General features: G+C 45.7%; 22 protein-coding genes. 5 read left to right on the top strand and 17 right to left on the bottom strand.

The window, feature by feature from the left end; translation table 11 throughout:
• Positions 1-144: 144 nt before the first annotated feature.
• The gene (locus tag QUB06_RS16195) at positions 145-1,254 is read left to right on the top strand and encodes an alpha/beta hydrolase (RefSeq protein ID WP_333436132.1); all 1,110 of its coding nucleotides are present in this window, start codon (positions 145-147) and stop codon (positions 1,252-1,254) included.
• Between the two features lie 76 nt (positions 1,255-1,330).
• Here QUB06_RS16195 and QUB06_RS16190 read toward each other — a convergent pair whose 3' ends face one another.
• The 3 genes from QUB06_RS16190 to QUB06_RS16180 all read right to left on the bottom strand — a co-directional run bounded on the left by QUB06_RS16190 (position 1,331) and on the right by QUB06_RS16180 (position 6,183).
• Entirely contained in the window at positions 1,331-2,428 is a 1,098-nt protein-coding gene (locus QUB06_RS16190; protein WP_333436131.1) for a HAMP domain-containing sensor histidine kinase, read from the bottom strand.
• A 237-nt stretch (positions 2,429-2,665) separates the two neighbouring features.
• Positions 2,666-6,001 (bottom strand): amino acid adenylation domain-containing protein, encoded by a 3,336-nt coding sequence (locus QUB06_RS16185; protein ID WP_333436130.1) that lies wholly within the window; start codon positions 5,999-6,001, stop codon positions 2,666-2,668.
• Positions 5,971-6,183, bottom strand: coding sequence for a hypothetical protein (locus QUB06_RS16180; protein WP_333436129.1), 213 nt, complete (start codon positions 6,181-6,183; stop codon positions 5,971-5,973). The genes QUB06_RS16185 and QUB06_RS16180 overlap by 31 nt, the downstream gene beginning before the upstream one ends.
• A 355-nt stretch (positions 6,184-6,538) precedes the next feature.
• On the opposite strand from QUB06_RS16180, the gene QUB06_RS16175 reads away from it, so the two are divergent.
• Entirely contained in the window at positions 6,539-8,320 is a 1,782-nt protein-coding gene (locus tag QUB06_RS16175; RefSeq protein WP_333436128.1) for an EamA family transporter, read from the top strand.
• 163 nt (positions 8,321-8,483) lie between these two features.
• Here QUB06_RS16175 and QUB06_RS16170 read toward each other — a convergent pair whose 3' ends face one another.
• The gene (locus QUB06_RS16170; RefSeq protein ID WP_333436127.1) at positions 8,484-10,478 is read right to left on the bottom strand and encodes a bifunctional serine/threonine-protein kinase/formylglycine-generating enzyme family protein; all 1,995 of its coding nucleotides are present in this window, start codon (positions 10,476-10,478) and stop codon (positions 8,484-8,486) included.
• An 82-nt stretch (positions 10,479-10,560) separates the two neighbouring features.
• On the opposite strand from QUB06_RS16170, the gene QUB06_RS16165 reads away from it, so the two are divergent.
• On the top strand, positions 10,561-10,743 hold the full coding sequence (locus QUB06_RS16165; RefSeq protein ID WP_333436126.1) for a hypothetical protein: 183 nt from the start codon (positions 10,561-10,563) through the stop codon (positions 10,741-10,743).
• Positions 10,744-11,778: 1,035 nt separating this feature from the next.
• Here the strand turns inward: QUB06_RS16165 and QUB06_RS16160 are convergent.
• Positions 11,779-12,213 (bottom strand): MAPEG family protein, encoded by a 435-nt coding sequence (locus QUB06_RS16160; protein ID WP_333436125.1) that lies wholly within the window; start codon positions 12,211-12,213, stop codon positions 11,779-11,781.
• A gap of 15 nt (positions 12,214-12,228) precedes the next feature.
• On the bottom strand, positions 12,229-12,651 hold the full coding sequence (locus QUB06_RS16155; protein ID WP_333436124.1) for a DUF6220 domain-containing protein: 423 nt from the start codon (positions 12,649-12,651) through the stop codon (positions 12,229-12,231).
• A gap of 178 nt (positions 12,652-12,829) precedes the next feature.
• Here QUB06_RS16155 and QUB06_RS16150 point away from each other — a divergent pair, with 178 nt between their 5' ends.
• Positions 12,830-13,579, top strand: coding sequence for a LuxR C-terminal-related transcriptional regulator (locus QUB06_RS16150; RefSeq protein ID WP_333436123.1), 750 nt, complete (start codon positions 12,830-12,832; stop codon positions 13,577-13,579).
• 213 nt (positions 13,580-13,792) lie between these two features.
• Here the strand turns inward: QUB06_RS16150 and QUB06_RS16145 are convergent, their stop codons facing one another.
• From QUB06_RS16145 to QUB06_RS16095, 11 genes are all read right to left on the bottom strand, one after another.
• Complete coding sequence (locus QUB06_RS16145) at positions 13,793-14,773, bottom strand: restriction endonuclease (protein WP_333436122.1); 981 nt, start codon at positions 14,771-14,773, stop codon at positions 13,793-13,795.
• 276 nt (positions 14,774-15,049) lie between these two features.
• Positions 15,050-15,253 (bottom strand): PIN domain-containing protein, encoded by a 204-nt coding sequence (locus QUB06_RS16140; protein ID WP_333436121.1) that lies wholly within the window; start codon positions 15,251-15,253, stop codon positions 15,050-15,052.
• Entirely contained in the window at positions 15,250-15,486 is a 237-nt protein-coding gene (locus QUB06_RS16135; protein WP_333436120.1) for a type II toxin-antitoxin system Phd/YefM family antitoxin, read from the bottom strand. The genes QUB06_RS16140 and QUB06_RS16135 overlap by 4 nt, the downstream gene beginning before the upstream one ends.
• A 101-nt stretch (positions 15,487-15,587) precedes the next feature.
• Positions 15,588-15,857 (bottom strand): ParE family toxin-like protein, encoded by a 270-nt coding sequence (locus QUB06_RS16130; RefSeq protein ID WP_333436119.1) that lies wholly within the window; start codon positions 15,855-15,857, stop codon positions 15,588-15,590.
• Positions 15,854-16,072 (bottom strand): hypothetical protein, encoded by a 219-nt coding sequence (locus QUB06_RS16125; RefSeq protein ID WP_333138846.1) that lies wholly within the window; start codon positions 16,070-16,072, stop codon positions 15,854-15,856. Before QUB06_RS16125 ends, QUB06_RS16130 begins: the two co-directional genes overlap by 4 nt.
• 84 nt (positions 16,073-16,156) lie before the next feature.
• Positions 16,157-16,747 (bottom strand): DUF6000 family protein, encoded by a 591-nt coding sequence (locus QUB06_RS16120; protein ID WP_333436118.1) that lies wholly within the window; start codon positions 16,745-16,747, stop codon positions 16,157-16,159.
• Between the two features lie 286 nt (positions 16,748-17,033).
• Positions 17,034-18,620 carry a photosynthetic/respiratory NAD(P)H-quinone oxidoreductase subunit D1 gene (gene ndhD1 / locus QUB06_RS16115; protein ID WP_333436117.1) on the bottom strand — a complete coding sequence of 529 codons (1,587 nt, stop codon included), beginning with the start codon at positions 18,618-18,620 and terminating at the stop codon, positions 17,034-17,036.
• Between the two features lie 514 nt (positions 18,621-19,134).
• A complete protein-coding gene (locus QUB06_RS16110; RefSeq protein WP_333436116.1) occupies positions 19,135-21,180 on the bottom strand; it encodes an NAD(P)H-quinone oxidoreductase subunit 5 in 2,046 nt (681 codons plus the stop codon).
• A gap of 25 nt (positions 21,181-21,205) precedes the next feature.
• Positions 21,206-22,420, bottom strand: a complete 1,215-nt coding sequence (locus QUB06_RS16105) for a transposase (RefSeq protein WP_333286773.1) — start codon at positions 22,418-22,420, stop codon at positions 21,206-21,208.
• Between the two features lie 707 nt (positions 22,421-23,127).
• Positions 23,128-23,568 carry a thioredoxin family protein gene (locus tag QUB06_RS16100; RefSeq protein WP_333436115.1) on the bottom strand — a complete coding sequence of 147 codons (441 nt, stop codon included), beginning with the start codon at positions 23,566-23,568 and terminating at the stop codon, positions 23,128-23,130.
• A 45-nt stretch (positions 23,569-23,613) separates the two neighbouring features.
• On the bottom strand, positions 23,614-24,327 hold the full coding sequence (locus QUB06_RS16095; RefSeq protein WP_333138838.1) for an NnrU family protein: 714 nt from the start codon (positions 24,325-24,327) through the stop codon (positions 23,614-23,616).
• A 230-nt stretch (positions 24,328-24,557) separates the two neighbouring features.
• On the opposite strand from QUB06_RS16095, the gene QUB06_RS16090 reads away from it, so the two are divergent.
• Positions 24,558-25,562, top strand: a complete 1,005-nt coding sequence (locus tag QUB06_RS16090; RefSeq protein WP_333436114.1) for a LysR family transcriptional regulator — start codon at positions 24,558-24,560, stop codon at positions 25,560-25,562.
• The last annotated feature ends 80 nt before the right edge of the window (positions 25,563-25,642 follow it).

The raw sequence follows: 25,642 nt of genomic DNA, 5'->3' as shown, positions 1-25,642 counted from the left end.
TTGATATGATTACTTTTGCAAATATAAAAGAAATTCCACCAGCGCACAAGCTAAGAGCTTAACTTACCCCTTGCCTACTGTGGCCTAACCTGAGTATGATTCTGTTTGAATCCGCAACCCAAATTCTACCCAAGGTTTCAGCTTATGCCGTTCATGCCCTTCAATTTTCTGTTCCTATGGCTGGTAGGACTGCTGTCGATCGGGGTACTTGGCGGAGGTATATACATTATTTACGAATGGTACATCGGCGAACTTGTAGGGATTTCCTACTTAGTCAGCGGAGTCTTAATGCTTCTTTGGTCTGTTGGCGGCCGCTTTATCAGTTTGCCCCTGTTCCGCCGCCCCGGTGCTGACGAACCGAAGCCGACGCGGACGGGTACGGTGCAGCGGGTAGAGAGGCCTGATGGCACTATTTTACAAGTAGAATTCTACGGCCCAGAGGACGGACAGCCGATTATTCTCTCCCACGGTTGGGGGCCGAACAGTATGGTTTGGTATTACGCGAAACGACAACTAAGCGATCGCTTCCGAGTGATTGTTTGGGATCTTCCAGGTTTGGGAAAATCCACTCGACCAAAAAACAGCGACTACTCCCTAGAAAAATTTGCCCGCGATCTCGAAGCCGTCATTGCCATAGCAGGAACTAAACCTGTTATCCTACTCGGACACAGCATGGGCGGCATGATTGCTCTAACATTCAGTCGGCTTTTTCCAGAACTTCTCGGTAGTCGAGTAGCTGGTTTAATTCTGGTAGATACGACTTATACTAATCCTCTCAAAACCGCTATTTTTAGCGGTTTATGGCGCGCTTTGCAGAAGCCGCTGCTCCAACCTATGCTCTATCTCACAATAGCTCTTGAACCCATTATGTGGGGAATGACTTGGCTGAGCTATCTCAATGGTTCACTGTACATCAGTGTAGAAGTATCGGGATTTAAAGGCACTGAAACGCGCGGTCAATTAGAGTTTTCCGCTTTCTTATCAGCCTTGGGTTCTCCCGGCGTTCTCGCTCGCGGCACATTGGGAATGCTCAAATTTGACGAAACAAAAACTTTGCCATCAATTGACATTCCAGTGTTGGTGATCTGCGGCGATTCAGATATCGCCACTACCCCCCCAGCTAGCCTGCGAATGAAAGCAGAATTACCTCAAGCAGAGCTAGTTACTATACAGAAAGGAGGACACATGGCATTAATGGAACATAACCAGCAGTTTGCCGAAGCTGTCAGGGCATTCTGCACTGAAATTTCGTGACTAAAAATGTGAGTTAAAATCCTGTAGGTTCTGGCTGGGGATACCCTATTTTTCTTCTTAGTCTTAATGTCCCGAACTAAAGAAGAATCTTTGATAAAGTGATAATAAAGCTTGTCCCCTTGCCCTCTACACTTTCAACCGTAAGTGTCCCTTTATGGGCTTCAATAATACTCTTTGCTAAAAATAATCCTAATCCCCAGCCGGTTTGCTCCTCAGCACAAATGGTTCGACGAAATTGTTGAAAGAGGATGGATTGAGCGTCTAGGGCGATCGGATCGCCTTCATTATGGATAGTAAGGCTGATCTGCGTTTCAGTTTGCTGGAGCGTGAGTGTAATAGGCGTACTAGGCGCACCATATTTCACAGCGTTAATTGCTAAATTTTCAATCACCCGCCGTATTTCTTTACGGCTGCAAAAAGTCCTCATTTCAGAATTAGAGACTACAACAAACCGCTCTCCATACGCGAAGCTCAAATCTTCTACCACCTCTTGGACTAGCATCACAAAATCGCATTCTTCAAATTCAATCTTTAAGCTCTGCCCTGCCCGCAGCCGACTCGCATCAAGCAGATTTTGAATCATCGAATCCAGCCGATTGATCGCACTGAGCATCCTCGCCGCCACATCCATATGGCTGTCTCCTCGTTCAAGCCGCCGCAGAGTTAGTTGAGTTCCCATTTTTACGACATTGATGGGATTTCTGAGGTCGTGAGTTAACGTCACCATAAATAGTTCTTGAATATCTCGCAGCGTTTCGGAGAATTGAGTAGCCGCGTCATTAACGGCTTGCTCAATGGAGCCGATAATAATGTCTCTATCTTGCACTTCCAAAGGTGCTTCTTCTTCTAAAACTTGAAATATTACTTGACGGAGGAGGTGATACTCGAAAATGAGGTGACTCATGGAGTAGTCCGCATACCCCGCCCGTTCATGCCCATGCAGCTTGCCAATCCGCGTACTTTCTACCTCGTCGGCTGTAATTCGGGCAGATGTCCTGACAATTCTGTTTGAGAGTTCATCTACCAGTTGGTTTAAGTAGAGAGGTAGGGAATCTTGCAAGACAAGAGAATCTTGATGCGTTGATGCGCTGACTTCCTCACGCGCCCGCTTCTCCCACATCCGCATAATTTTTTCAGCATTTTGTTTAAGACGGTCAGACGCTTGGTTGGACATCGTTTCGGATTTTCTTGATGACTGGCTGTTGAGAAAACATTTTCTCCCTTATTTTTAATGCCCTGCAAGCAATTTTGCAAGTATATAGGCAGCCTCAGCCTTTAGGAGGTTAGCAAGTAACAGGTCTACATCTCCTCGTGAAGCAGACTTGAATATCAGTTCCCATTGCGGTAATTTCTACCGACAGGCAAATGCCAATTCCACAAAACAATCAAAATCATCCAATTATGTAAGCCCTTAAAATTCCACATCTTCGCGCTCATTTTCGTCTGTTCTGGGAGTATCCAAACCAGTCGCTGCCCAGCGCATTGTTTCAATGTATTTTGCCAGACTCGCCACAGTCGGAGCCTCAAAAAAATTGCTGACCGATAACTCGACTTGCAAAGCGTCTCGGATGCGAGAAATCAACTGAGTTGCTAGCAGGGAATGCCCGCCTAGTTCAAAGAAATTATCATAGATACTAACCTGCTGTTTTCCCAAAACTTTAGCCCAAATTTTCCAGATCGCCTTTTCGAGATCAGTCCGAGGCGCTACATAGTTTTCTGTTAGATCCTCGCTGTCTGTATCTATATCAGGCAAGGCGCGGCGGTCTACTTTGCCATTAGGCGTCAGTGGCATATTCTGCAACACTGCATAAGTTGCAGGAACCATATATCCTGGTAACTTTTCTTTCAAAAATTGGCGCAAGTCACTTGACTTGAGATTTTGAGTTTCGGATTTTTCATTAATACCGTCAGGAATAACATAAGCTACCAAATGTTTATCGTCTGGGATGTCTTCTCTCACAATTACTACTGCTTCGCGCACTTGTGGATGCTGGCACAAAGCCGCTTCAATTTCTCCCAATTCGATGCGGTAGCCGCGAATTTTTACTTGGTCGTCAACGCGACCTAAAAACTCGATGTTGCCGTCAACCAGATAGCGGCCTAAATCACCTGTTTTATAAAGGCTAGAACCAGATTTATTGCTAAAAGGATTGGGAATGAATGCAGCCGCAGTTAAATCAGGCTGGTTGAGGTAGCCTTTCGCCAGTCCGTCACCGCCGACGTACAATTGACCTATAACACCGATCGCCACCGGCTGCAAATCCGCATCGAGGAGATAAATTTGCGTGTTGGCGATCGGGCGGCCGATGGGGATAGATGTTGCGGTTTCGGGTACGTCTTGCACGCAATAATAAGCCGAAAATGTGGTATTTTCTGTAGGCCCGTAAACGTGGATTAATTGAGTGGTTGGCGCGTGTTTGAGAACTTTTTTAACCCATCTCATATCGACCGATTCTCCCCCAAACAGCAAGCAGCGCAGCGAATTAAAAGCTTGCGGTAAAACTCTAGCAATTTGTTTAAATAAGGCAGTTGTTAAAAACAAGATGGTGATGCCTTGTTGGCGCAGTTCTAAGGCTAAATCGTGTGGCGAAAGGGTAATATTTGTGCTAATTCCCACGAGTTGAGCGCCGTTAAGCAAGGCTCCCCAAATCTCGAATGTTGCTGCATCGAATGAAGCGTTTGATGCTTGGGCAATTTTATCGGTAGGTTCTATTTTTATATAGTTGGTGTTGAGTACCAGCCGATTTACTGCTTTGTGGGTGACAGCAACTCCTTTGGGTTTTCCTGTAGATCCAGATGTGTAAATAACGTAAGCTAGGTTGTCTGCTGTTGCGGTGTTGGCGGGATTTTCGGTGCTTTCTTTGGCTATGTGTTCCCAGTCGCGATCGAAGTAAATCACCGAGTTTGAGAAGTCTCGGAAATTCTCAATCAATTTATCCTGAATTAGCAAGACTTTAACTCGCGCATCTTCCAGCATCAAGTTTAGCCGATCGCGCGGATAGCTCGGATCTAACGGTAGGTAAGCTCCTCCCGCTTTCAGTACAGCCAACATCCCGACAATTAGGTCGATCGATCGCTCTGCACAAAGCCCCACTAAAACCTCCGCCCCCACGCCCAGTTTTTGCAGGTAGCGCGCCAGTTGGTTGCTGCGACTGTTGAGTTCTCTGTAAGTCAAGTGCTGGTCCTCGAAAGTTAGGGCGACATCCTCCAGATGCTGCTGGACTCGCTCTTCAAATAACTGATGAATGCACTTATTTTGAGGATAATCTGTCCGAGTATCGTTCCATTCTCTGAATAATTGATTCACTTCATCCTCGCTCAATAAAGGTAAGTTAGCAATTCCTTGTTCTGGATTAGCCACAATGCTTTCCAGCAGCGTTTTAAAATGCCTCAGCATTCGGGCGATCGTAACTTCATCAAATAAATCTGTATTGTACACAGCTAAGCCTCGGAGGCCTTCCGAATCTTCCCAATGTTCGCCATATCTGCTCCTAAAGTTATCGGAAGCTTCCCACAAATACAGCTCTAAATCAAAGCGCGTTGTTTGAGTCTCTAAAGGAAAAGAACTCAACTTTAATTCTGGCAATTCTAGCTCGTCAAGCGGCGCATTTTGCAGCCCGAATACCACCTGAAACAAGGGGTGGCGATTCAACGATCGCTCTGGGTGCAATTCCTCGACGAGCTTCTCAAAAGGCAAATCTTGGTGAGCATAAGCTCCCAGGGTTACTTCCCGCACCCGGCCCAAAAAATCTCGAAATGTCGGGTTTCCCGAACAGTCTGTTCGCAGCACTAAAGTATTGACAAAAAAACCGATTAATGATTCTATTTCGCTGCGGTTGCGATTGGCGATCGGCGAACCTACCACAATATCTTCTTGTTGCGAGTAGCGGTAAAGCAAAGTTTGAAATGCTGCGAGCATTGTCATAAATAAAGTCGCTCCTTCTCGCTGCGAGAGCGCTACAAGTGCGTCCTTCAGCTTTTTAGACAGTTCTAAATATTGAGTTTTTCCCCGATAATTTTGCCGAGCTGGTGCAGGGCGATCGGTGGGCAAATTTAACACCGAAATCCCGTGCAATTGCTGCCGCCAATAAGCTAGCTGAGTTTCTAATACTTCGCCTTGCAGCCATTCGCGCTGCCACTCGGCAAAATCGGCATATTGCAGAGATAATTCTGGCAGGGGAGATGGCTGTTGATTTATCAAAGCTGTATAGATAGCTTCTATTTCTCGAATTAGCACCCCGATCGACCAATCATCAGAGGCGATGTGGTGCATATTTAGCAATAGAATATGCTCGGTTTCTGTCAGCCGCAGGATGGTTACTCGCATCAGCGGCCCCGTGGATAAATTGAAAGGGCGAAGAGATTCTGCGGCGGCGAGTTTCTTTGCTTCGGTTTCCCGTATTTCTGGCGACCAATGTTGCAGTTCTAATAGTATTAAATTAGTCTTGAAAGCAGAAGAGATTATCTGCACTGGTTGACCTGATATCGCCGCAAAAGTGGTTCGCAAAGTTTCGTGTCGCTGCACTATTTCGTTGAAGGTTTGCTCTAAGGCTGTTAAGTTGAGGGAACCAGTTAAGCGCAGTGCTGTTACTACATTATAGAAAGGGTTTTCCGGTGCGAATTGGTCGAGAAACCACAAGCGCTGCTGGGCAAATGATGCCGGAAAGACAAAGACTTCGGCTTCTGAGGAAATATTCAGTTTTTCTATATCGCTTGTCAAGGAATTGTCATAAATTTCGGATGCCATATCTGTTGCTCTTGGGGGATGGGATGTGCTAATTTTTGGATGGCGCGGGGTGGCTTTTTCAGGGTGCGATCGCCTCTTAAAACTTTCGCGAGCAAAAGATCGGAACTGTTAAAATCATAAACCTGGGTGCGGGAGTGCGGCAGAAAGGCGGGCAAAAGAAACCGGATTTCTGGCTGCAGCATCAAGTTATCCATTGAGGGGCTAGGAGTGCGACCCCCCAATCAAATTTAGTCGCGGAACGGGCTCTTAGGCTTGTGATTCGGGTGCAATCGGGTGAGTTAGATGCGAGAATTACCGGGAGCAATCCGTGGAGAGGTCATGCTGTAGTATGATTTCTAATTGCACAAAGTGTTCTTGGGGCGATTCCCTACCGGATAGCTTTGCTTCACGCAATTTTCTCACATTTGTAGCTTAGCGACTACTATTGATTCAACAGTGTCCGCAATCTTTTAGAGCCACTCACTAGAACTTGCGGCCTGATTTGGCAAAATACTTAAGAACAGTGAACGTGCAGTTTAAATTAGAGGTTATAGGCTAATGGCGCAGCGGAACGTATACTCGTCAAAGGGCGAGCCAGAGGATGCACAATCAGCAGAAGAAGTCCTCCACTCAGTAATGCAAGAACTGGACGCTTTGCATGAAAATGTCAAAGGCCAGTTAAATCAAGACATTACTCGGCTGCAAACTGAAAAAAATCACCTGATTGAAGATATTGAAGACCTCCGGGAGCAATATCGCAAATTGCAGTCTCAGCAAATGGAATCTCTGTCGGGGCGATACATTCAGCAGCAGCAATTGTGGCTGAAGCAATTGGCTCAAGTTTTGGCTCACAATTTGCAGGATTTGTTGGTGCAGCGGTTCAACGAACTCAGCGCTAATTCGGGAAATTCTCTCAGCAGCCCGATTCCCAGCGGCGAGTTCCCGATACCCCTGCCACCGAGCAACTACGACGAACGCGCCTCGCAGTTGCTGGCGGCGCTGGATGAAAGGATCGATCGCAGTTTCCAGATGCTGGAACAAGATTTAACCAGTTACGAAAGCGAGCTTTCCGTGCGGCTCAACAACATGAAAACCTTGGAACTGCAAGGGGAAGAGCTGTTACAAAATCTCGTAAACCGCATCAGGGAAGAACTCGAAGAAGAAGAAGAATATCTTGAGAATCCTTTCGATGCTCAAGATTCCTATGTCGAAGAATCAACTAATTCTCTTAATTCTGTCCGCCCGCAACTTCTGCAGCCGCCAACACCTGCGGAAACGCCGCGAGAACCGGTTCCACAGCCTTCTTCAGCGCCACCGACGGCACCCGCTAAAGTAGCTTCTCAAGTGCAGACAGGTTTGGTGCTGGCTTTGTCTTCGGCGGTGGTATTGTCGCTGTTTAATGTTTGTTTGAGAATTCTGATTAAAAGCAAAAATCCTCGGATGGTTTTTGGGTTGTTTGAATTTCCGGGGGTGGTGACTCCAGGCTTTGGAAATTCTTTGTTGATTTTGTTGATGCGGCTGATCGTGGTGATGGCTTTGATGCCGATATTGGCGACATTTCTGTATCCTTCTGTGTGGAAAGATATTAGACGGTTGTTCCAGTCGGGCGATCGAGCTTTGTGGAGTAAAGTTTTAGGAAGCGCATTTTTTCTGTTTTTGTCTCAGGTTTTGATTTATTTGGCGATCGGCAATATTCCAGCGGGGATTGCGATTACGATTTTCTTTATTTACCCGATCGTCACCGTACTAGGTTCTTGGATCTTGTTTGGTTCTCGCCCCACCACAGTCGGCTTTTTGGCGATAGTCGGGATTACCGCAGGTCTGATTTTAGCTGGGTGGCCGAGTTTTGCGGCCCCACCTCCGGACGGCGGCAATGTTGGAGTGGGAGTCGCTGCGGCACTGGCTTCTGGGATTACCTTTGCAGGTTACGTATTGCTGACGCAAATGGCCGCGGGCAAACTGCACCCAATTCCTTTTAGTTTAGTTAATTTCGCCGCAATTTTTGTATTTTCCTCCCTAAGTTTGTGGGTGCCGCTGTCGGACAATTTTTCTCCTAAAATAGACCAAAATGTTTGGCCTGGTTTGATTATCGGAGGCGTTGTTTTAGGGGTGCTGACGCTGTTTAGCTATCTTTTGAATAATTTTGCCATCCGCTTTGCGGGGGCAGCCTTAGCGTCAGTAATTGGCACTTTGGGGCCAGCGCTGACCGCACTTTTTGCGTTTATAATTATCAATGAGAATTTGCAGCCTGTGGCAATTCTGGGCATGGCTGTGGTGACGTTGAGCGTGGCTGCTATGAGTGTGGAACGCATAATGGCTCCTCAGAAGAAGGCTAGTTAAGGCTTGAATTTGGGCGATCGTCCATTCCCAAACCCGGTTTCTTGAAGAAACCGGGTTTCTCAATGCCGAGACAAGATCAATAGGCTTATTGCATAAATTTTTGATTAATAGGGAAACCGTAGAGGCATTTCAAGATAGGAGAAGGAATGCCTACAATTGGAGTTTAAACAACAGAAATAACCACTCGAAAACCCACAATACTAGCCTTACAATCCGGCTGATATCTGAGGCGACACGCGCTGCGACAATTCGGAGGATGATCGTTCCAAGAACCCCCCCGCAACAACCTCAGCGAAGAGTCCCCGTCAGACTCCCAAACGCTACCATCCGCAGGCGCACCGTTATAATTATTGTGCCAAGAATCCGCGCACCATTCCCAAACATTTCCGTGGAAATCGTACAATCCGAAAGCATTAGGTTTAAAACTGCCAACATCTGTCGTTTGAAAGCGATAAACTCCCTTCGACGCATCAGCGTAATTAGAATTTCCGTTGTAATTTGCTAACTCGCTGGTAATCGTTTCCCCAAAATGAAACGGCCCCGTAGTTTGCCCCCGGCAAGCATATTCCCATTGGGCTTCGCTAGGCAAGCGATAATTCTTACCAGTTTTGCGAGAAAGTCGATCGCAAAACTCCACAGCCTCGTACCAAGATACATTTTCTACAGGTCGATTTGCACCTTTAAAACGGGCCGCATCGGGATTGAGAAATATTTTAATTTCCGGCAGCGCCGCAACTGCTGCCCACTGGGCCTGAGTGACTGGAAATTTGCCCATATAGAAAGATGCTAAAGTTACTGGGTGCTGCGGTTTTTCGTCGCTGTCGCCCCGCTCTTTTGGAGAACCCATGAGGAAAGTACCGCCAGGAACAGATACCATTTCCAGCATTGTACTGCTACCGAGATGTTCTTCAAAAAAACGCGCTTGGCCGCTGTTAACATTAGTTGGCTTCCCGCGCTTGTCTACTGTCACCACCTGAAATTCAAAAGTGCTTTTGACAGCAGCAATTCTCTGCGATGCCTTGTTCAATGGCGGATTGGTGTTGGATTTTTTCCTCGGATTGACAGAGATATTGCTGTTGATTTGCCCGCTTTGATTGAGCGGGCTATTGATTGCAAGTTGTCCTCCCTTTGTCCGAAAAGAATTTAGAGCAAGTTGTCCTCCATTGGCACAATGGGGTTGGGGAGGTAAAGAATAGAGATTTAAAGCTTTGATTACTTCATCAGCAGATTGATATCTATTTTTGAGATAATCTTGAATTAATTTGTCTAAAACATTTGCCAACTCGCTGCTGATTTTTGTGCCGGCTGGCAACCGTTCTCTCCAAATCCAGCCGCCGTTTATCGGGTCATAAAGGTCATCGGAACCGTCAATCTTTGGCAAACATTGAGTTAGCAGTCTCAGGCAAGTTATTCCCAAACTGTACAAATCGCTGCCGGGGAAAACTTGACCGCGCATTTGTTCTACCGGCGAATATCCGGGCGTTCCTACCGTCGTGCCTACTTTGCTCATCAGGGAGCCCGTCACTTGTTTAGAAATGCCGAAATCTATCAAAACTAACTCTCCGCGGCCTCCCCTTGGGAAAGCTGAATTCCGAAAATTTCCCGCCTTTGGCAGGGAGGAGTTAACAGAGGTGCGACGCCGCATGATATTCTCAAGTTTGATGTCTCGGTGAATGACCTGGCGATCGTGCACAAATTTCAAAATCGGCAAAATATCGGCCAGCAACTGCCAAATTTTTTCTTCGCTAAAAGCACCCTGCTGAGTTAATTCTGCTAGTAAAGTTTGCCCCTCAATCAACTCTTGTACTAAATAAAGTCGCTTGTCTTGTTCAAAATAAGCAATTAATCGAGGAATTTGGGGATGTTCACCGAGTTCGTAAAGTCGTTTCGCTTCTTCTTTAAACAATTGTGAGGCTTTTTCAAGTGCTGAGGTTCCTTGAAATTGGGGTACAAACTGCTTAATTACGCAGGGATCGTCCATACGATCCGTATCTACCGCTTCGTAAGTTCTGCCAAATCCCCCTTCGCCCAACAGTCGAATCACGCGGTAGCGGTTTCTGAAGAGAGGCGTGAGGTCGGACTGGCCGCAACTTTGACAAAATTTAGAGTTGTCGGGATTGAAAGGATGAGAACACGCGGGATTAGAACAGTAGAACATATCTGGGAAGAAATGATCTGGTTAAGGTTATGATATATCTTTTTGGCTTCCTTATGGAATACTAACAATTAATAATTGGTTATTGACAATTGACGGTAGGGTGGACATTACCCGCCGCTTGTGTCGCCGCAACGGAGAAAGTAGAACGCAGAATTTAAAACGCCAATTAATCCAAAGAAAGGGATTTGAGGGCAAAAAATGCCAGCGCGATCGACCGATTTTAGCAACCCGCTTACCGCCGATATTCGTCTGGGGATCTTGGTAATTTCTTTACAGAGGCCAGTATAGTACAACTCGGCGATCGCCCAACCAACAAGCGATCGCACTCAAAGAACTATCCGACTAGAAACTAAGAAAGCGATTTCAATAAGCAATTCCCTCGCTTCATCGGGGTGTAAGAGTTCTACAAGCTCGATCGTCTTTAAAGGCGATCGGGGTAATTTCAACCTAAAATGTCATATTTATACTGCTTCCACCAATTTTGTAAGCGCGCTAAATAACTTTATTTTTGAATAGTTTGACTACTAAAATAAGTAATAAAAACAGACCACAACATGATAATGATACTATTGTTTCGGTGATATTTGGTGATATAAATATGATAAATCCCTGGTCTTTAATCAAGGCAGAGAAACTTGAGACACAAAATGGCATGAGATATAACCTGAATGCCTGCCAATGATCTCTTTTGCCTTTACTAGAAACACTTAGCATCAGACCCGTACCGATTACAGCACTTATACCAATTGAATTGAGCCATATCTTAACCGAAGGATCAAAATGAAAACAAACTACTATAACATACCAAATGAGATAGCACCAGAGAATAGCTTTATCTAATTTGATTTCGTAAAGATATTGAATCAACCCTTTCATGGATCTAAAAATGCTTGGCTTTTTTCAATTTTATTGATGAATACAACCCGGTGGATTGAATAATTAGGGATGGATAGCAAAAGAGCCTTCTAACGAGACAAAGCGGTTATTTTTAGCGACCAACCATGTCGCTAAAACATTTTGCCGAGTCCTTTGCCAGAAACATATTTCGCCTTAATCTTCATGATTAATCTATAATAGCTATCTGAACAGGATTTTAGCGCATCGCTTCAAAACTTGCTCCGGCGCGATCGCTCTACTGGTATTTTTAAAGTATTGGGTATTGCGATCGCGACCTAACGACTTGGTTCAGTTGCAGACCGCCCCGCAAAACCCCGAACACACACGCAGAAACAGGGCCGGCTTTCCGCCGCACCCTCATTGTTCGGCAATTGTTGATAACTTCTAGCTCATTTGAACGAGGTTAATTGATTGTTCCAAAGTGAATAAGTGCTGCGCGGCTCGCGATGAACCACACCGCGAGTGTGGCAAATAGGTAGAGGTAGAACCGAAGTATGATGAGATTGAATGTGCAATGGACAGCACTATGCAATGTACGAAACACAACGAATACCCAAGCGGCGTTCACATACACTGTATCCACCTGCTTTGTGATGAACAGGTATAGGACAAGCGCATAGAAAAGTACCGGAATCTCGAACAGGTTTTTTAGGTTATCCGATGGATTGGATACGCTTGGTGGCGAAATTTGCGCCAGTGCGCCCGGTACAGCAAGTTCATTCGGATCGAGCTTGATACTGGTGATAAAACTGATACGGCGGATGTACATATACGCCCAGACTAAGAATGTTAGAAACACGGTTGCAAAGAAGGGACTAAAAATTGTAGATTGCGTCATTTCTACCTCTCAAATTTAATGGTTATGATTGTTGGTGGGCGAGAAAGTTCGCCCTAGGGAATGTACAAGGCTTGAAGAAACATAGAGTAACGTAAATCCAATTAGAGGATGGAGTATTTCGAGCTGAAGAGGACTTTTGAGATGAATGCTGGAAAACTGTAGTCCAAGCAGCACTGGCAAACTTGCTGCGAGATGTCGTATTCTGCGTGAGAAGGGGGCGATTAACGACCATCCCAGTAATACTAATGACAGCCCACTGTACCCTCGCACGAACCAAACATGAATATTCCACCATGCAGGATTATTGAAGTAGGCAACTCCAACCGTTAATAACTGAGCAATCAAGCAGACATTAAAGATGATTGAAGTCACATAAAAGCCGAGCTGTATCCCAGGTGTGGGAGTGCGATCGCGATCGGTTTGCGAACTGGTTGTCATGTCAAGTTGCTTTGGAGATTACAAGGGTAATATAATTCGAGTATTGCAATGCTTCTAGACCTCGATCGGGTACTCTTTTTGACAATCCAGCAATTTGGTTACAAGCCCCCAGATTCATCCGTGGGGTCAATTCTAAAATCTAAAATCTAAAATCTAAAATCTAAAATCGGTTGATACCATGACCATGAAAAGTCCCTTGCAGCTTTTATTTGAAGCGATCCACCAGGTAAAGGACGAACAAGATTTGCGATCGCAAGTCGTGCCCAAAATCGGTGAGTATTTTGCAGCTAAACGATCGGGAATCTTTTTCTTCGATCGACTGCCCTTGGTAGATAGCAATCTTCAGAAAACACTGCAAATTGGACTATCAATCGAACATAATCCTGTTGTGCGTTATCTAGCAGAACGTCATGCTCCTGTCCATGAAGCATTGGTGGCATCACCCAAGGTTTGGACAATAATTTGTCCCCGACCCGATCATTGGCACGTGATGGCGGGGCCGATCGTCAGTCGTGGTCAATTAATGGGTGTAGTGGGTTGTACGCGCGATCGCTCAATGCCCGCTTTCGATACAGAAAATCTAGCGGATTTGAGTGCGATCTGTTTGCATTTGTCTGTTTGGGCTGCAACAGTACGCGCGGCGAAGCTATCCCGTAGGGAATCGCAGCACCAACCTTTGAAGACTTCACGCCTAACGCCTCGTGAATTGCAAATTGCCGAATTGGTTGCTTTGGGGCGAACCAACGCAGCAATCGGGAGGGAACTTTGGATTACTGAGAATTCAGTGAAGCAAGCTTTGAAGCGAATGTTCCGTAAGCTTGAGGTTTCGTCTCGTGCAGAAATGGTTGCACAGCTTTCGGCGACAAAATATAATTTGCCAAGTGTAAAAATGTCTCCATCCAACTTGATGCAGAACACTCACCAATAAACTTAAGGCTAGAAACTCAGATAGCGATCCTCTTCTGCAAGCTTCGCTAACGTACTTAATTGAAGAGCGATCGACCAAATGGTAATTTTTAAGTATTCGGTATTGCGATCGAAGCATGATGAGTTCATGAAAATTCTCAACTCCACCTTCAACGACCTCGATACAGTCGGGCTACAACGGGCTTGTTATATCAAGTCCGAGCAATTGCATAATTTAATTGAACTCACAAGTTATTTGATTACCAATATTCAGCGTTTCATGAACTTTTTTTTTCAGTTTATTGAACTTTGTAAAGTAGCTTTTCTTTAAATTAATTGACTTTCTCATGTCTGATTCGGTGAAGTAGTTACTAGCCCAAGCTGGTGTAGGCATTGTATCAAATCCCAAAATCCCACCATTGTATTTGGGTTTTGACTCAACAGATTTAATTTGATATATCAAGGCAAGTAGACTTTTGTAGCTCATCTCAATATCATCCAATTGCTGGTAAAAAATTTGAATTTTTGACATTAACTCTCTACTTCTAGCAAGAAGTAAACGAGACGAGATATCTCGCCATACGCCGCGATTTTGACTAAAGGATGATTGCCATTTTTCCGATAAATCATATTGATTTTTATTAAGAAGCTCCTGAAGTAAGTTGCAGTCTTGCTGTATTTCAAAGCTCAAAAGACAATGAATAGATGCAACCTGCTCACTTATAGATTTCTCTTCATTGCTAAATATCTGTTCCCAATCAGAATAATACTTCTTGAGCAAATCACGATTATTGGGATCTGCCAAGTCATTGCATATATCTTCCCAAAACACTATATAGACAGCGAACTTATTTTCTAATCCACGCTCTTCATTTAAAGACCGGACAAAATCTTGAAGCTTTGTATCTCTTAATGTCGTAGTTGCAATAATGTACTCACTGAGTGGAGATGAAAAGCATTCTGCTTTGAGAATTTCTGCCTGGATTATTTGCTGGTTTAGCTTGTTATCCTCATATCGTTTACACTGAACACCTATATACTTGCCGGAACTGTTTTGCCGACCATAAATATCAATACCATTTTGTGCCTGTCCACTTCTGCCATATCTCTGTGCATGATTGTCGTGCCATTTTCGTTTATAAATTTCCCATGTAATATCCTCAAATTCATCCCAAGATTTAGGTTTTGGTAAATCACTTGTGGAAGGTGTCGGCATGGCGGCTAATGTAATGTTTTTAACAGAGACTGCACTACTAGGATAGCACAACTACCAAATAATTCAGTTTCGATCGCCCAACCGCAAAAAAACAGAAAACCCCCAAAACTATCTTTAAAATGGTTTGGGGGTTTTCTTCCTACATCTCGTTCAAATTACAACTTACTCGGCTCGATCGCCCTTTCCAAAGATCCCACTCTTGGCATAACAATAAGGAGAGAAATTAAGAGAGCGATCGCAATACCGGAATGAAGAGCGATCGACCGCAGGTAATTTTTAAGTATTGGGTATTGGGTATGGCGAGCGCAAATGGTGCCATGAAGTTGTGCGACGCCAAATAACCGTTGCTTCCCAGACTGAAACTGCACTCAAATAAACCTCATTATCTGGAGCGCGAATTGCATCTCGAACATCTGTTGATAACTGGGCGTCACCACTGATGAACCATAAAAAGATGTGCGTATCTAGCAAAATCTTCATTTACCTTCAAATGCAGTGAGGATATCTTCTGGCAAAGGATCGTTGAAATCATCTGGAACGGTAAACTCGCCTGCATACAAACCGAATGGTCGCAATTGCTTGCTGCTAGAAATAGGTCTGAGTTCGGCGATCGGCTTATCTGCTTGCAGGATAACAAAAGTTGCACCTGCTTCCACTTGACGGATATACTTTGAAGGATCGCGCTGAATTTCGTCAACTGTCACGTTCAACATAAAAATGCCTCAGTATAAAGCTCAAAAGCAGTTTCATGGTCTTTTTCAACAACCGCAGTGAACGTTCTGATAAAGTTAAACTAAAGTAGATGAAATAACCATTATAACTGAGATAGCAACCTGTCGTACTCTGCGTGTGAACCAACCCAAAACCAAATCACAGTATCTCCATCCAACTGACCAACGGCTCGATAGTTGTTGCTGATTCTAGCAGAGTAGATTGGTAACTCTGGATGCACTTTTTTGAAACGCAGACTGGGATAATTTGGGTTTTCCTTGAACTGGCGATATGCCTCGCGTGCTTGCTCTTGAACTTGTTTTGGCAGATTAGCAAAAGATTTACGGAATTCGGCTGTAGTACGAGACTTCACAATGTTTCTGGATCGAGTTTTTGGGTTTTACCTGCGTGATACTCAGCCATTGCGGAGGCTGCAAGTTTAGCAAGAACATCGGGAGAACTCGCAAAGGCTCGATCCCATCTTAGATCGTCTTGAAGTTCTTCCAAAATCATTGAGGCGATCGCATCTTGCTCACTTGCAGACAAGGTTTTCAACTTAGCGATCGCACGCTCCAGTAACTCAGTCATGGCTAGCACACTCTTACAATGAAAATGGCATATTATTTATTATCGCTTATTCTAGGCAAATCGATATCTAGGAAGCCGAGCTATCTACGTCGCAAATTCTGGGAAATACTTGTCTACAAAGTTCATAACCTTTTGAAAGTGGAGAATTCCTTCCTCTGGCCTTAGTGTCCCATACTCGTGGTCTAGATATCTAAGTTTCCAATTATCGGAGTTTTTTAGATAAACCTGTGCATAATCTGTTCCATGCCTGCGATCTAACCACCGTAAGGCTCCAATAGCCCATTCTTGGTCGTATTGTCGCTCACCAACGGGTAAGTATGTGTCGAGATACGATCGCAAAACTCTTACCGACTCAGCATCATCAAAACGAGCTAATGCAAAACAATGAAATTGTCCTGCATAACAAGTTTGACTTGGAATCAGCAAACTTTCAATTTTCTTGAGATGTTGTGGAAAGCGCCCAATTCCACAAAGCCAACTTGCACTAATTGTATGCCTCCAACAACGGTTATACATCTGGATAAGTTCTATGTCAGTTACTTCATATAAAGCAACTCTTGTCGAGTCCACAAACGCATCTACATCTTCTTTGTCAATCCGTCGTAAAAAGTTACCGTGTAAAACGTTGAGATAAAGTGGCTGGACATAATGCTTTAAAATATTATATTCTGTCATTCTCTTTGAGTATCAAATTGTTAAGACGGAACATCTCAAATATAACATCATCGCAAATTGACGCCAACCTCTAATAGACGGCGTTGCTGATTCACGGTATGAATCAACTTTTCGCTTGAAGTTACAAAACTCACCATACTGGGCTTATAGCAATTGGGAAATCTTGAATTCATACCTGTATTAAGCAACGCCTAATAGACAAGCTCCAGCCCCAAAAAAATAGAAAACCCCCAAACCCGATTTTAAAATCGGGTTTGGGGGTTTTCTTCCTCGCATCGAGTTCAAATCACAACTTGCTCGGCTCGATCGCCGGAGCACGCAGAGACACAGTTTTATCCGTAGCAGCCTTAGCCACAAGCGAAGGCACAGAATCGCGCAACTTTGCAGTCAACTGTACAGTAGTCGCATCGTAAACCTGAGTCAGCATCTTCGGATACAAACCGATACCGATAATCGGCACTAACAGAGCCGCAATAATAAACACTTCTCGCGGTTCCGCATCTACCAATTCCTCGTGATCCGACAATTCCTTATTTTCAGGCCCGTAGAAGATTTCACGCAGCATTGACAGGAGATAAATCGGAGTCAAAATCACCCCGACAGCAGCTAGAAATACCACACAAACCTTAAAAACAGGATTGTAAGCATCGCTCGTTGCAAAACCTACAAACACCATTAATTCTGCTACAAAACCGCTCATTCCCGGCAAAGCCAAAGAAGCCATAGAACAAGCAGTCCACATCGCGAAAACCTTACGCATTTTCTGCCCGACACCGCCCATTTCATCGAGCATGAGGGTGTGAGTGCGATCGTAAGTGCATCCTACCATGAAGAACAAACTCGCCCCGATTAAACCGTGGGAAACCATTTGCAGCATGGCACCGCTCATTCCCAAATCGGTAAACGAAGCTATCCCAATCAGCACAAACCCCATGTGCGAAATCGAAGAATAAGCAATTTTTCGCTTCAAATTTCGCTGAGCAAAAGAAGTTAAAGCGGCGTAAACAATATTTACCACACCCAAAATTACCAAGATGGGCGCGAAGGTAGCGTGAGCATCCGGGAGCATTCCCGCATTCATCCGCAGCAAAGCATAGCCGCCCATTTTTAGCAGAATTCCTGCTAGCAACATGTGGGCGGGTGCGGTTGCTTCGCCGTGAGCGTCAGGGAGCCAAGTGTGCAGCGGAAAAATTGGCAGTTTGACGCCGTAAGCTATTAAGAAACCTGCATACAGGATCAATTCTACATTCGGGGCGTAATCTTTAGCTGCGATCGCCCGCATATCGAAAGTCACCGTATCGCCGTAAAACGCCATCGTCAGCCCGCCAAGCAAAATAAACAGCGAACCGCCTGCGGTGTACAGGATAAACTTAGTTGCTGCGTAGAGGCGCTTCTTGCCGCCCCAGATCGACAAAATCAGGTAAATCGGGACTAATTCCAGTTCCCAAACCAGGAAAAACAGCAACATATCCTGCACGGCAAAAACTGCGATTTGGCCGCCGTACATTGTCAGCATCAAAAAGTAAAAAAGCTTCGGTTTAAATGTGACGGGCCAAGCTGCTAAAGTAGCCAGCGTAGTAATAAAACCAGTCAGCAAAATCAGCGGCATCGACAAACCGTCAGCACCCACCGACCAATTCAAATCGAGTTGCTGCACCCAACTATAGCTTTCTACCAGTTGCAAATCTGGATTGCTGAAGTCGTACTGAGTGTAAAAAGCGTAAACAAGTAGGGCAAAATCGATTAAACCCACAATTAGGGCATACCACCGCACCGTCTTGCCATCCTTATCGGGAATTAAAGGAATCAGCAAGGACGCAGCAATGGGAAACAGAATTGTTGTTGTTAACCAGGGAAAGTTAGCTGTATCCATTGCGTTTTAAAATGATCCATCAGTTATTAGGTTTAAACACATTTTGCCAATTTTAGCCTAAATTTTATACTTTCTTTAGACGGAACATTTTTTTTTGCTATTATTTGGACAAATTATGCGATCGCAACAGTTAAGTTTAATCACAAATTTATTTCTATTTGCTAATTGTCAATTGTGAGTTTTTGAGCTAATACCCCTTCTTAAAATATCTTCTGCTGGGAAATGGCATTGCCCAAGGCGTGTCAACTTAAGCTGATGATCTGCAATTTTGCGAGTCCGCCAGGGGTTTCAACCCCTGGCTAATAGCGAAAGTCCTCGCTATGAGGACTAATAGATATCTCCAAAAAAGCCAGTATTGAACTGGCAAGATGCCTGTTCCACAATAAGAGGTTTAAGGAGTTCTTCAGTCAAGAAAGAGAGGACTTTAGCTTTGAGACAGGGAATTCATTCCCTGTCGGACTATCGGTTTTACCTGTTTGTTGAGACTAATGGACAAGGCCGTGTCCCTACCGATTTAACTGACTCCCGAAACGATCGCAAAACCCAGAACTGCGACAAACACAATCAGGGCATAAAATTGAGCGCGACCGCTCTCAAAGTATTTCAAACCTTCGCCGGTAATCAGCGTGACCAAACCGGTCAGGTTGACTACACCATCGACGACTCGCAAATCCACTTCCATGACTTGCCGCGCTAAACGGCGGCTGCCTTTGACAAAAAGAAAATCGTTGATATCGTCGAGATACCACTTGTTGAGGGAGAACTCGTAAAGCGGTTTGATTTTTTGGGCGATCGCACTTGCGTCAATTTTACGGCTCAAATACATCAGAGAAGCCAAAGTAATGCCCAGCAAAGCAATACCTACAGAGCTTCCGCCCATAATCAAAAATTCCGTCAAATTGAACTCAGCAGCGTGTTCCAAAACTTCTTCGAGAGACTCGCCAGGAGCGCGAACAAACTGCTCGAAATAATTGGCAAACGGCGTACCGAGAAAACCGATAAACACAGAAGGTACTGCCAGCAACACTAACGGCAGAGCCATTGTCAGAGGAGATTCGTGAGGCAAATGGTCGTGCTCATCGTGACTTTCGCCAGTTGATGCCAATTCCTTAACGTTCATCGCTCCGGGGCCAAAAACAAGACCGGGTTGCAAGAGTTGTCGCTTGATGTCGCTGTCATTGCCCCGGAATTCGCCCTCAAAGGTGCTGAAATACATTCGGAACATATAAAACGCAGTCATCCCGGCCGTCAGCCAGCTAACAGCCCACAAAGCGGGATTTGCTGCGAAGGCGCTGGCGAGGATTTCGTCTTTTGACCAAAAACCAGCAAACGGCGGAATTCCGCAGATTGCCAAATTTCCGATTAAAAAGCAAGAAGCGGTAATCGGCATATATTTCCGCAAGCCGCCCATGACTCGCATATCTTGAGCGAGAGCGGGGTTGTGGCCGACAACTGCTTCCATACCGTGAATGACTGAACCTGAACACAGGAACAGCATTGCTTTGAAATAAGCGTGAGTCATCAAGTGGAAAAGTCCGGCACTGTAAGCGCCGACGCCCATTGCCATCACCATGTAGCCGAGTTGGGAGATGGTGGAGTAGGCGAGGCCTTTTTTGATGTCATTTTGGGTAATCGCGATCGAAGCACCCATAAATGCCGTAAAACAGCCGGTGCAGGCGATCAAATTCATGACAGCCGGCAGCCCCTCAAACACTGGGTACATCCGAGCGATCAGGAATACGCCGGCGGCTACCATTGTCGCGGCGTGGATTAAGGCCGAAATCGGTGTCGGGCCTTCCATTGCGTCTGGCAGCCAGACGTGGAGCGGGAATTGAGCGGATTTGGCTGCTGGCCCCAAAAATATCAGGACGCCGAAGATTGTCGCCAGAGTCGCGGAAAGGGCGCCGGATTCGACTAAGGAGTGCAGGCGTTCGCCCATCACCTCAAATTCAAAGCTACCGGTGGCCCAGTAAATGCCGAGGATGCCCAGCAGTAGGCCGAAGTCGCCGACGCGGTTGGTGACAAAAGCTTTTTGGCAAGCGTCAGCAGCGGGTTTGCGATCGTACCAAAATCCGACTAGCAGGTACGAACACATACCTACCAGTTCCCAGAAAATGTAAATCTGAACAATGTTCGGGCTGATTACGAGACCCAACATCGAGGCGCTGAAGATGCTCAGGTAGGCGTAAAAGCGCACGTACCCGTCATCGTGAGCCATGTAGCCGTCGGTGTAAATCATCACCAAAAAGGCGACCGTAGTGACGATCGCCAGCATCACCGCCGTCAGCGGGTCAATGATATAGCCCATATTCAGCGAGAAGTCGCCAGCAGAAGCCCACTGAATACTGCGGGTGTAGGGTGCGTGGCCCTGTAGTTGACTCCACAGCAATGCGAAAGAGAGTACCATTGACCCTCCGAGTGTGGAGACGATTAATATCGCATTCGCTTGTCGGAGTTTGTTGGTTGCCTGGTTAAAGGTGATTAAGCCTAGACCTACTAGCATTGCGCCTGCCAGTGGCAGGACTGGGATCAGCCAAGCGTATTGATAAAGCAGTTCCATGACTGATGTAGTTTATATCTGTTAACTAGATTTGCCAAACTGTAAACAATTGTAAACTACCCACGCTCCCTAACGGTACAGTTTGGGCTTTTGTTAGCCCTGAATCTATCGGACAAGCCAATAAATTCGAGCCTAAAGGCTGGCTTACACTCAGCCCCAAAAGTCTTATCATCTGGCTACCGTTATCGTCAGCGTCTCCGATCCAGCCACAAGCTATGTTGCTGCATTTGAAAGATTTATTGCTTCTCAATCCGATATGCAGGCAACAATGGCAAGTTTGAGAAGTATAAGCGGGATTAATGGCGATAACCTCGATTCCTTCCTTGATTCCCTTATATTCGAGAAAAGTCCTCAACCGAGAAAAAGCCCACGAGTTTGACAGTCTTCTCTCAGTCTTATTTCTAGGCTTCTGATTGGTTCTTTCCCGAATACCGGTCAGGTCTTCAATGGCAATAGCAGAGCGAGTTAATTTCGCCTCGGAAACGATAGCCTTGCTGATATTGTGATTCAGCCATGTTTGGTATCTTCTCTCCCGTCCCGATAACCGTTTCAAGATTTGTCTCGCCCTGCGACGAGTAGACCTCGTGCCTTGAGACGCTTTTTTTTGGAGAGAAGCCCTAACGCGACTGTATTTATTTCTAATTTCCTTGATTCTTTCCCCTGACCACGATTGACCCGTACTCGTAACGGCAATGTCTGTCCTGCCAAAATCGACACCGATAACATTATCCGAGCTTGATAGTTTCGGTGGTTCCGATTTCAATTGAATATGAACGTACCAATCGCCGTCACGATGCAAGCAGATTTGAGCAGATGTAGGATTCTGACTGGTTAACTTGCCCCGATGGTAGTTACTCGCTCTCAAGGGAAGGGTTAATCGTTTCCCTGTCGTGCTGACGCTTACCGTCCAATCTTTTTCGATAAAACGGAACGTTCGCGCATCACAGTCGAAACTTGTCGGAGCGAAGTTCTTAACTTTCTTCCCCTTCTGTTTCGCTCCGAGACGATTAGCAGCTACCCGACCGCAAGCCCTGACGACGTGGTTAGCTGTCAGTCCGAATTGGTCTTTAACCTCTTTGTAACAGACTGCTTGAATCGAGTTCCGATTGGTTAGTCGGGGGTTTACGTTCTCATCGATCCAGTTACAAGCCGACGCGAAAGCCGTGCAGGTATCGGTCAACAATTGATGTTGCTCGCTACCCACTTGAAGCTTTACTACTAGCGTCAGGACTTGTTCCATTTATCTTGAAAACTCACTATGTTGACATCCTCACCGCCGTAAAACGGACGGTGATTCCTAAACCTCACGATTTATGTTTCTGCTTCATAGCAACTGCCTCCACCCTCAAGGAGTTTATGGCTTTACGTTCGCTCCACAGACTATCCCCGCAAGCCCTGCGGTTCTTATGTGTCGAAATCCAAAAAAGGAGTTCTCATGTGTTTGGTTGATTCTAGGGGTGAACTGTCCATTGCCCTATCCTCTTTTCCCGGTCTACCGATTTTTCTGCGCCGCCAGTTTTACTGGACGAGAGCTCGTTAGGCTGTCTGAATCCATCGTCTCGGGTGGGTCAAGGACCATTTTAATTATACATACTGAAAAATTTGTAAAACCGTCCTAGAAGGACGGGGTTTCCAACCCAATTTTCTGATGAGCCTACCTTGTTTGGCTCTGTTGCGCCAGGGGCGTTTATTGGTCGATCGGCATTCCTCCGATCGCCTGCTTTCATAGGCGAGAGCCTCCTGCCGACATTGAGGCGATCACCCACAGCCGATCTTACGGGCAAAGTTCGCCTCAAATTTATATCGAAAGATAGAGGAGAAAGTTAAGCTTCTCTCAAAAACTGTTGAAACTTCGCTCGAAAATATAGAGCAGAAACCGGGTTTTTTCCCAAAACATGACATCTAAGCCTTGAATCTCGGAAAAAACCAGATTTAAATTCCACGCTTTTAAATGCCAGACACAGCCTGGTAACGAGTAATTTTCCTCTCCCCCTCTACCCCTCTCCCACTCACCTGTTGGCTACTTCCTGAAGTTGCCAACAGGTGAGATGGGGAAACTACGTGAGCCGCCAGCATCCAGGAATCCAGAGTCCGCCGCAGTTCCTCGCGTCCTTGGTAGTCTTCAAATCTAAATCGAACTTTATCGCCCTCAAACAAAATCAGCGTGGGCAGACTTGTCAGCCGATAAGTGTGAGCCAACTTGAAACATTGATCGGCATTCACCCCAACCAGCTTGACTTTTTCTGCCCACTGTGCCTCAAAACTCTTAAGCGTGGGGTCGATCGCGCGGCACAAACCGCACCAAGGAGCCGAAAAGTGAACTAAAACGGGGGTAGAGGCTTGAAACACCTCTTGTGCAAAAGTGCGTTCGCTAACCGACAACACCATGAGCCCTCAAAATTTAATAATTTTTTTTCTATCCTAGGGATCATGCTACCAGTATATGTTCCTAGTGACACGCATCAAAAAAGGATGAATTTGCCACAGCAGGCCCGTAAAAATGACTACACCTAGATAGGAAGGGCGCAGAAACTCAAGCAAATCAAGGGTTTGACGCTTTTGTAGGATTGCCAAAAAAGGCATGATTGAGGTTCGAGATTTGATGGTTTCAAAGGATTCTCCAAAACGAGCCTGAAGTCGCCTGTCGCCGTGCCACACTCCGAACAGGTGGTGAAGTACCAAACCGATGGAAGTGACGAGGGTAAAGCTAGTGCCAATCCACAGCGTGTGGGCGACGCACCAAATCACTTGTCCCACCATTTGCGGGTGACGAGTGATACGAATAATGCCAGTTTCGTAGAGGTGAACTTGGGGCTTTTGGACGGCGGCAATTTCTAGGAGGTTGAAAGTTGCTGGGTACAGAAACAGAAAAGAAATTGCCGAAAGTATCCAAACTGCGGGTTTAACTCCGGGTACTCCCTGTACTTGCCAAAGCTGTACGCCGTCGTAGCGGTGGTTGAAAAAGTAGACAATCAGAATGACGGCTAGCGGCAAACTGACAAGGGCAAACAAAACGCGGTAAAGTCTCGGCCCGATCAGCTTTTCACCTTTGGGCCGGAGGGCTGCTAAACCGCTGTGGGCGATCGCAAAAACCAGTAATAAGCCCAGAATAACTAAGTGGGAGTCGAGCGCCAAGTCGATCGTCATTGCAAATATTAAGAAAAGTTATTGATTCTCGGCCAATTTGTGTCACAAAGTATCTATGGGAGCATTCAGCGGTTATCAGTCAGTTAACTGTTCACTGTTCGCTGTTGACTGTTCGCTGTTCGCTGTTGACTGTTCGCTGTTGACTGTTCGCTGGAAAGCTGTTCGCTGCCTACAGTCAACCGTCAACCGTCAACTGACAACTGACAACTGACAACTGACAATTTAGATATATGTCTGACCTTCCTTTCACTTTAGACCAGTTACGCATTCTCAAGGCGATCGCCTCTGAAGGAAGCTTCAAACGCGCCGCGGACAGCCTCTATGTATCCCAGCCCGCAGTTAGCTTGCAAGTGCAAAACTTAGAGAGACAATTGGACGTGCCGCTGTTTGACCGGGGGGGGCGGCGGGCGCAACTGACCGAAGCCGGACACCTGCTGCTGAGTTACGGCGAGAAAATTTTATCGCTTTGCCAGGAAACTTGTCGAGCTCTGGAAGACTTGCAAAATCTCCAAGGCGGTACTTTGATCGTCGGCGCTTCTCAAACAACGGGAACCTATTTGCTGCCCCGGATGATTGGAATGTTCCGCCAAAAGTACCCGGATGTAGCAGTACAGCTTCACGTTCACTCGACCCGCCGCACGGCGTGGAGTGTGGCCAACGGGCAAATCGATTTGGCAATTGTTGGCGGAGAAATTCCTACCGAACTTGTAGAAGCTTTAGAAATTGTTCCTTACGCTGAGGACGAACTGGCTCTGATTCTCCCTCCATCTCACCCGATGGTACAACAAGAAACTATCCAAAAAGAAGACCTTTACAAATTGCAGTTTATATCTCTCGATTCGCAGTCTACGATCCGCAAAGTAATCGATCAGGTACTGACTCGCTGCGGCATAGACACGCGCCGCTTGAAAATAGAGATGGAACTAAATTCGATCGAAGCCATTAAAAATGCCGTTCAGTCGGGGCTGGGAGCTGCTTTTGTCTCGGTTTCGGCGATCGAAAAAGAGTTGCTCATGGGCGTCTTGCACAAATCTCAAATGGACGAAGTTTTGGTAACTCGCATTTTGTCGCTGATTTACAACCCCAACCGCTACCGTTCTAAAGCAGCAGAGGCTTTCAGCAATGAAATTTTGCCCCAGTTTGCTACTTATTCCACCATCCTGGAGAAGAAAGAACCCCCGGTGATAGATTTGGGATTCATAGAAATAGCAACTCCCAACTCGGCGGGAAGTTAATCTCTTAGGTCGCTGGCAGTTAGCAGTTCGCGGTTAGTTGAGAAATCGAAATTTGGTTTAACCATAACTTTTTCTTGCTT

This window comes from Microcoleus sp. D2_18a_D3, from assembly GCF_036702455.1.
Lineage (GTDB): Bacteria > Cyanobacteriota > Cyanobacteriia > Cyanobacteriales > Microcoleaceae > Microcoleus.
The sequence above is the reverse complement of the archived record's forward strand: the minus strand, read 5'-3'. Positions and strand labels throughout refer to the sequence as shown.

Excerpts from the sequence above, each read along its gene's own strand:
- QUB06_RS16195 (WP_333436132.1), top strand. The coding sequence starts at position 145 with ATGCCGTTCATGCCCTTCAATTTTCTGTTCCTATGGCTGGTAGGACTG.
- QUB06_RS16190 (WP_333436131.1), bottom strand. The coding sequence starts at position 2,428 with ATGTCCAACCAAGCGTCTGACCGTCTTAAACAAAATGCTGAAAAAATT.
- QUB06_RS16185 (WP_333436130.1), bottom strand. The coding sequence starts at position 6,001 with ATGGCATCCGAAATTTATGACAATTCCTTGACAAGCGATATAGAAAAA.
- QUB06_RS16180 (WP_333436129.1), bottom strand. The coding sequence starts at position 6,183 with ATGCTGCAGCCAGAAATCCGGTTTCTTTTGCCCGCCTTTCTGCCGCAC.
- QUB06_RS16175 (WP_333436128.1), top strand. The coding sequence starts at position 6,539 with ATGGCGCAGCGGAACGTATACTCGTCAAAGGGCGAGCCAGAGGATGCA.
- QUB06_RS16170 (WP_333436127.1), bottom strand. The coding sequence starts at position 10,478 with ATGTTCTACTGTTCTAATCCCGCGTGTTCTCATCCTTTCAATCCCGAC.
- QUB06_RS16160 (WP_333436125.1), bottom strand. The coding sequence starts at position 12,213 with ATGACGCAATCTACAATTTTTAGTCCCTTCTTTGCAACCGTGTTTCTA.
- QUB06_RS16155 (WP_333436124.1), bottom strand. The coding sequence starts at position 12,651 with ATGACAACCAGTTCGCAAACCGATCGCGATCGCACTCCCACACCTGGG.
- QUB06_RS16150 (WP_333436123.1), top strand. The coding sequence starts at position 12,830 with ATGACCATGAAAAGTCCCTTGCAGCTTTTATTTGAAGCGATCCACCAG.
- QUB06_RS16145 (WP_333436122.1), bottom strand. The coding sequence starts at position 14,773 with ATGCCGACACCTTCCACAAGTGATTTACCAAAACCTAAATCTTGGGAT.
- QUB06_RS16140 (WP_333436121.1), bottom strand. The coding sequence starts at position 15,253 with ATGAAGATTTTGCTAGATACGCACATCTTTTTATGGTTCATCAGTGGT.
- QUB06_RS16135 (WP_333436120.1), bottom strand. The coding sequence starts at position 15,486 with ATGTTGAACGTGACAGTTGACGAAATTCAGCGCGATCCTTCAAAGTAT.
- QUB06_RS16125 (WP_333138846.1), bottom strand. The coding sequence starts at position 16,072 with ATGACTGAGTTACTGGAGCGTGCGATCGCTAAGTTGAAAACCTTGTCT.
- QUB06_RS16120 (WP_333436118.1), bottom strand. The coding sequence starts at position 16,747 with ATGACAGAATATAATATTTTAAAGCATTATGTCCAGCCACTTTATCTC.
- ndhD1 (WP_333436117.1), bottom strand. The coding sequence starts at position 18,620 with ATGGATACAGCTAACTTTCCCTGGTTAACAACAACAATTCTGTTTCCC.
- QUB06_RS16110 (WP_333436116.1), bottom strand. The coding sequence starts at position 21,180 with ATGGAACTGCTTTATCAATACGCTTGGCTGATCCCAGTCCTGCCACTG.
- QUB06_RS16105 (WP_333286773.1), bottom strand. The coding sequence starts at position 22,420 with ATGGAACAAGTCCTGACGCTAGTAGTAAAGCTTCAAGTGGGTAGCGAG.
- QUB06_RS16100 (WP_333436115.1), bottom strand. The coding sequence starts at position 23,568 with ATGGTGTTGTCGGTTAGCGAACGCACTTTTGCACAAGAGGTGTTTCAA.
- QUB06_RS16095 (WP_333138838.1), bottom strand. The coding sequence starts at position 24,327 with ATGACGATCGACTTGGCGCTCGACTCCCACTTAGTTATTCTGGGCTTA.
- QUB06_RS16090 (WP_333436114.1), top strand. The coding sequence starts at position 24,558 with ATGTCTGACCTTCCTTTCACTTTAGACCAGTTACGCATTCTCAAGGCG.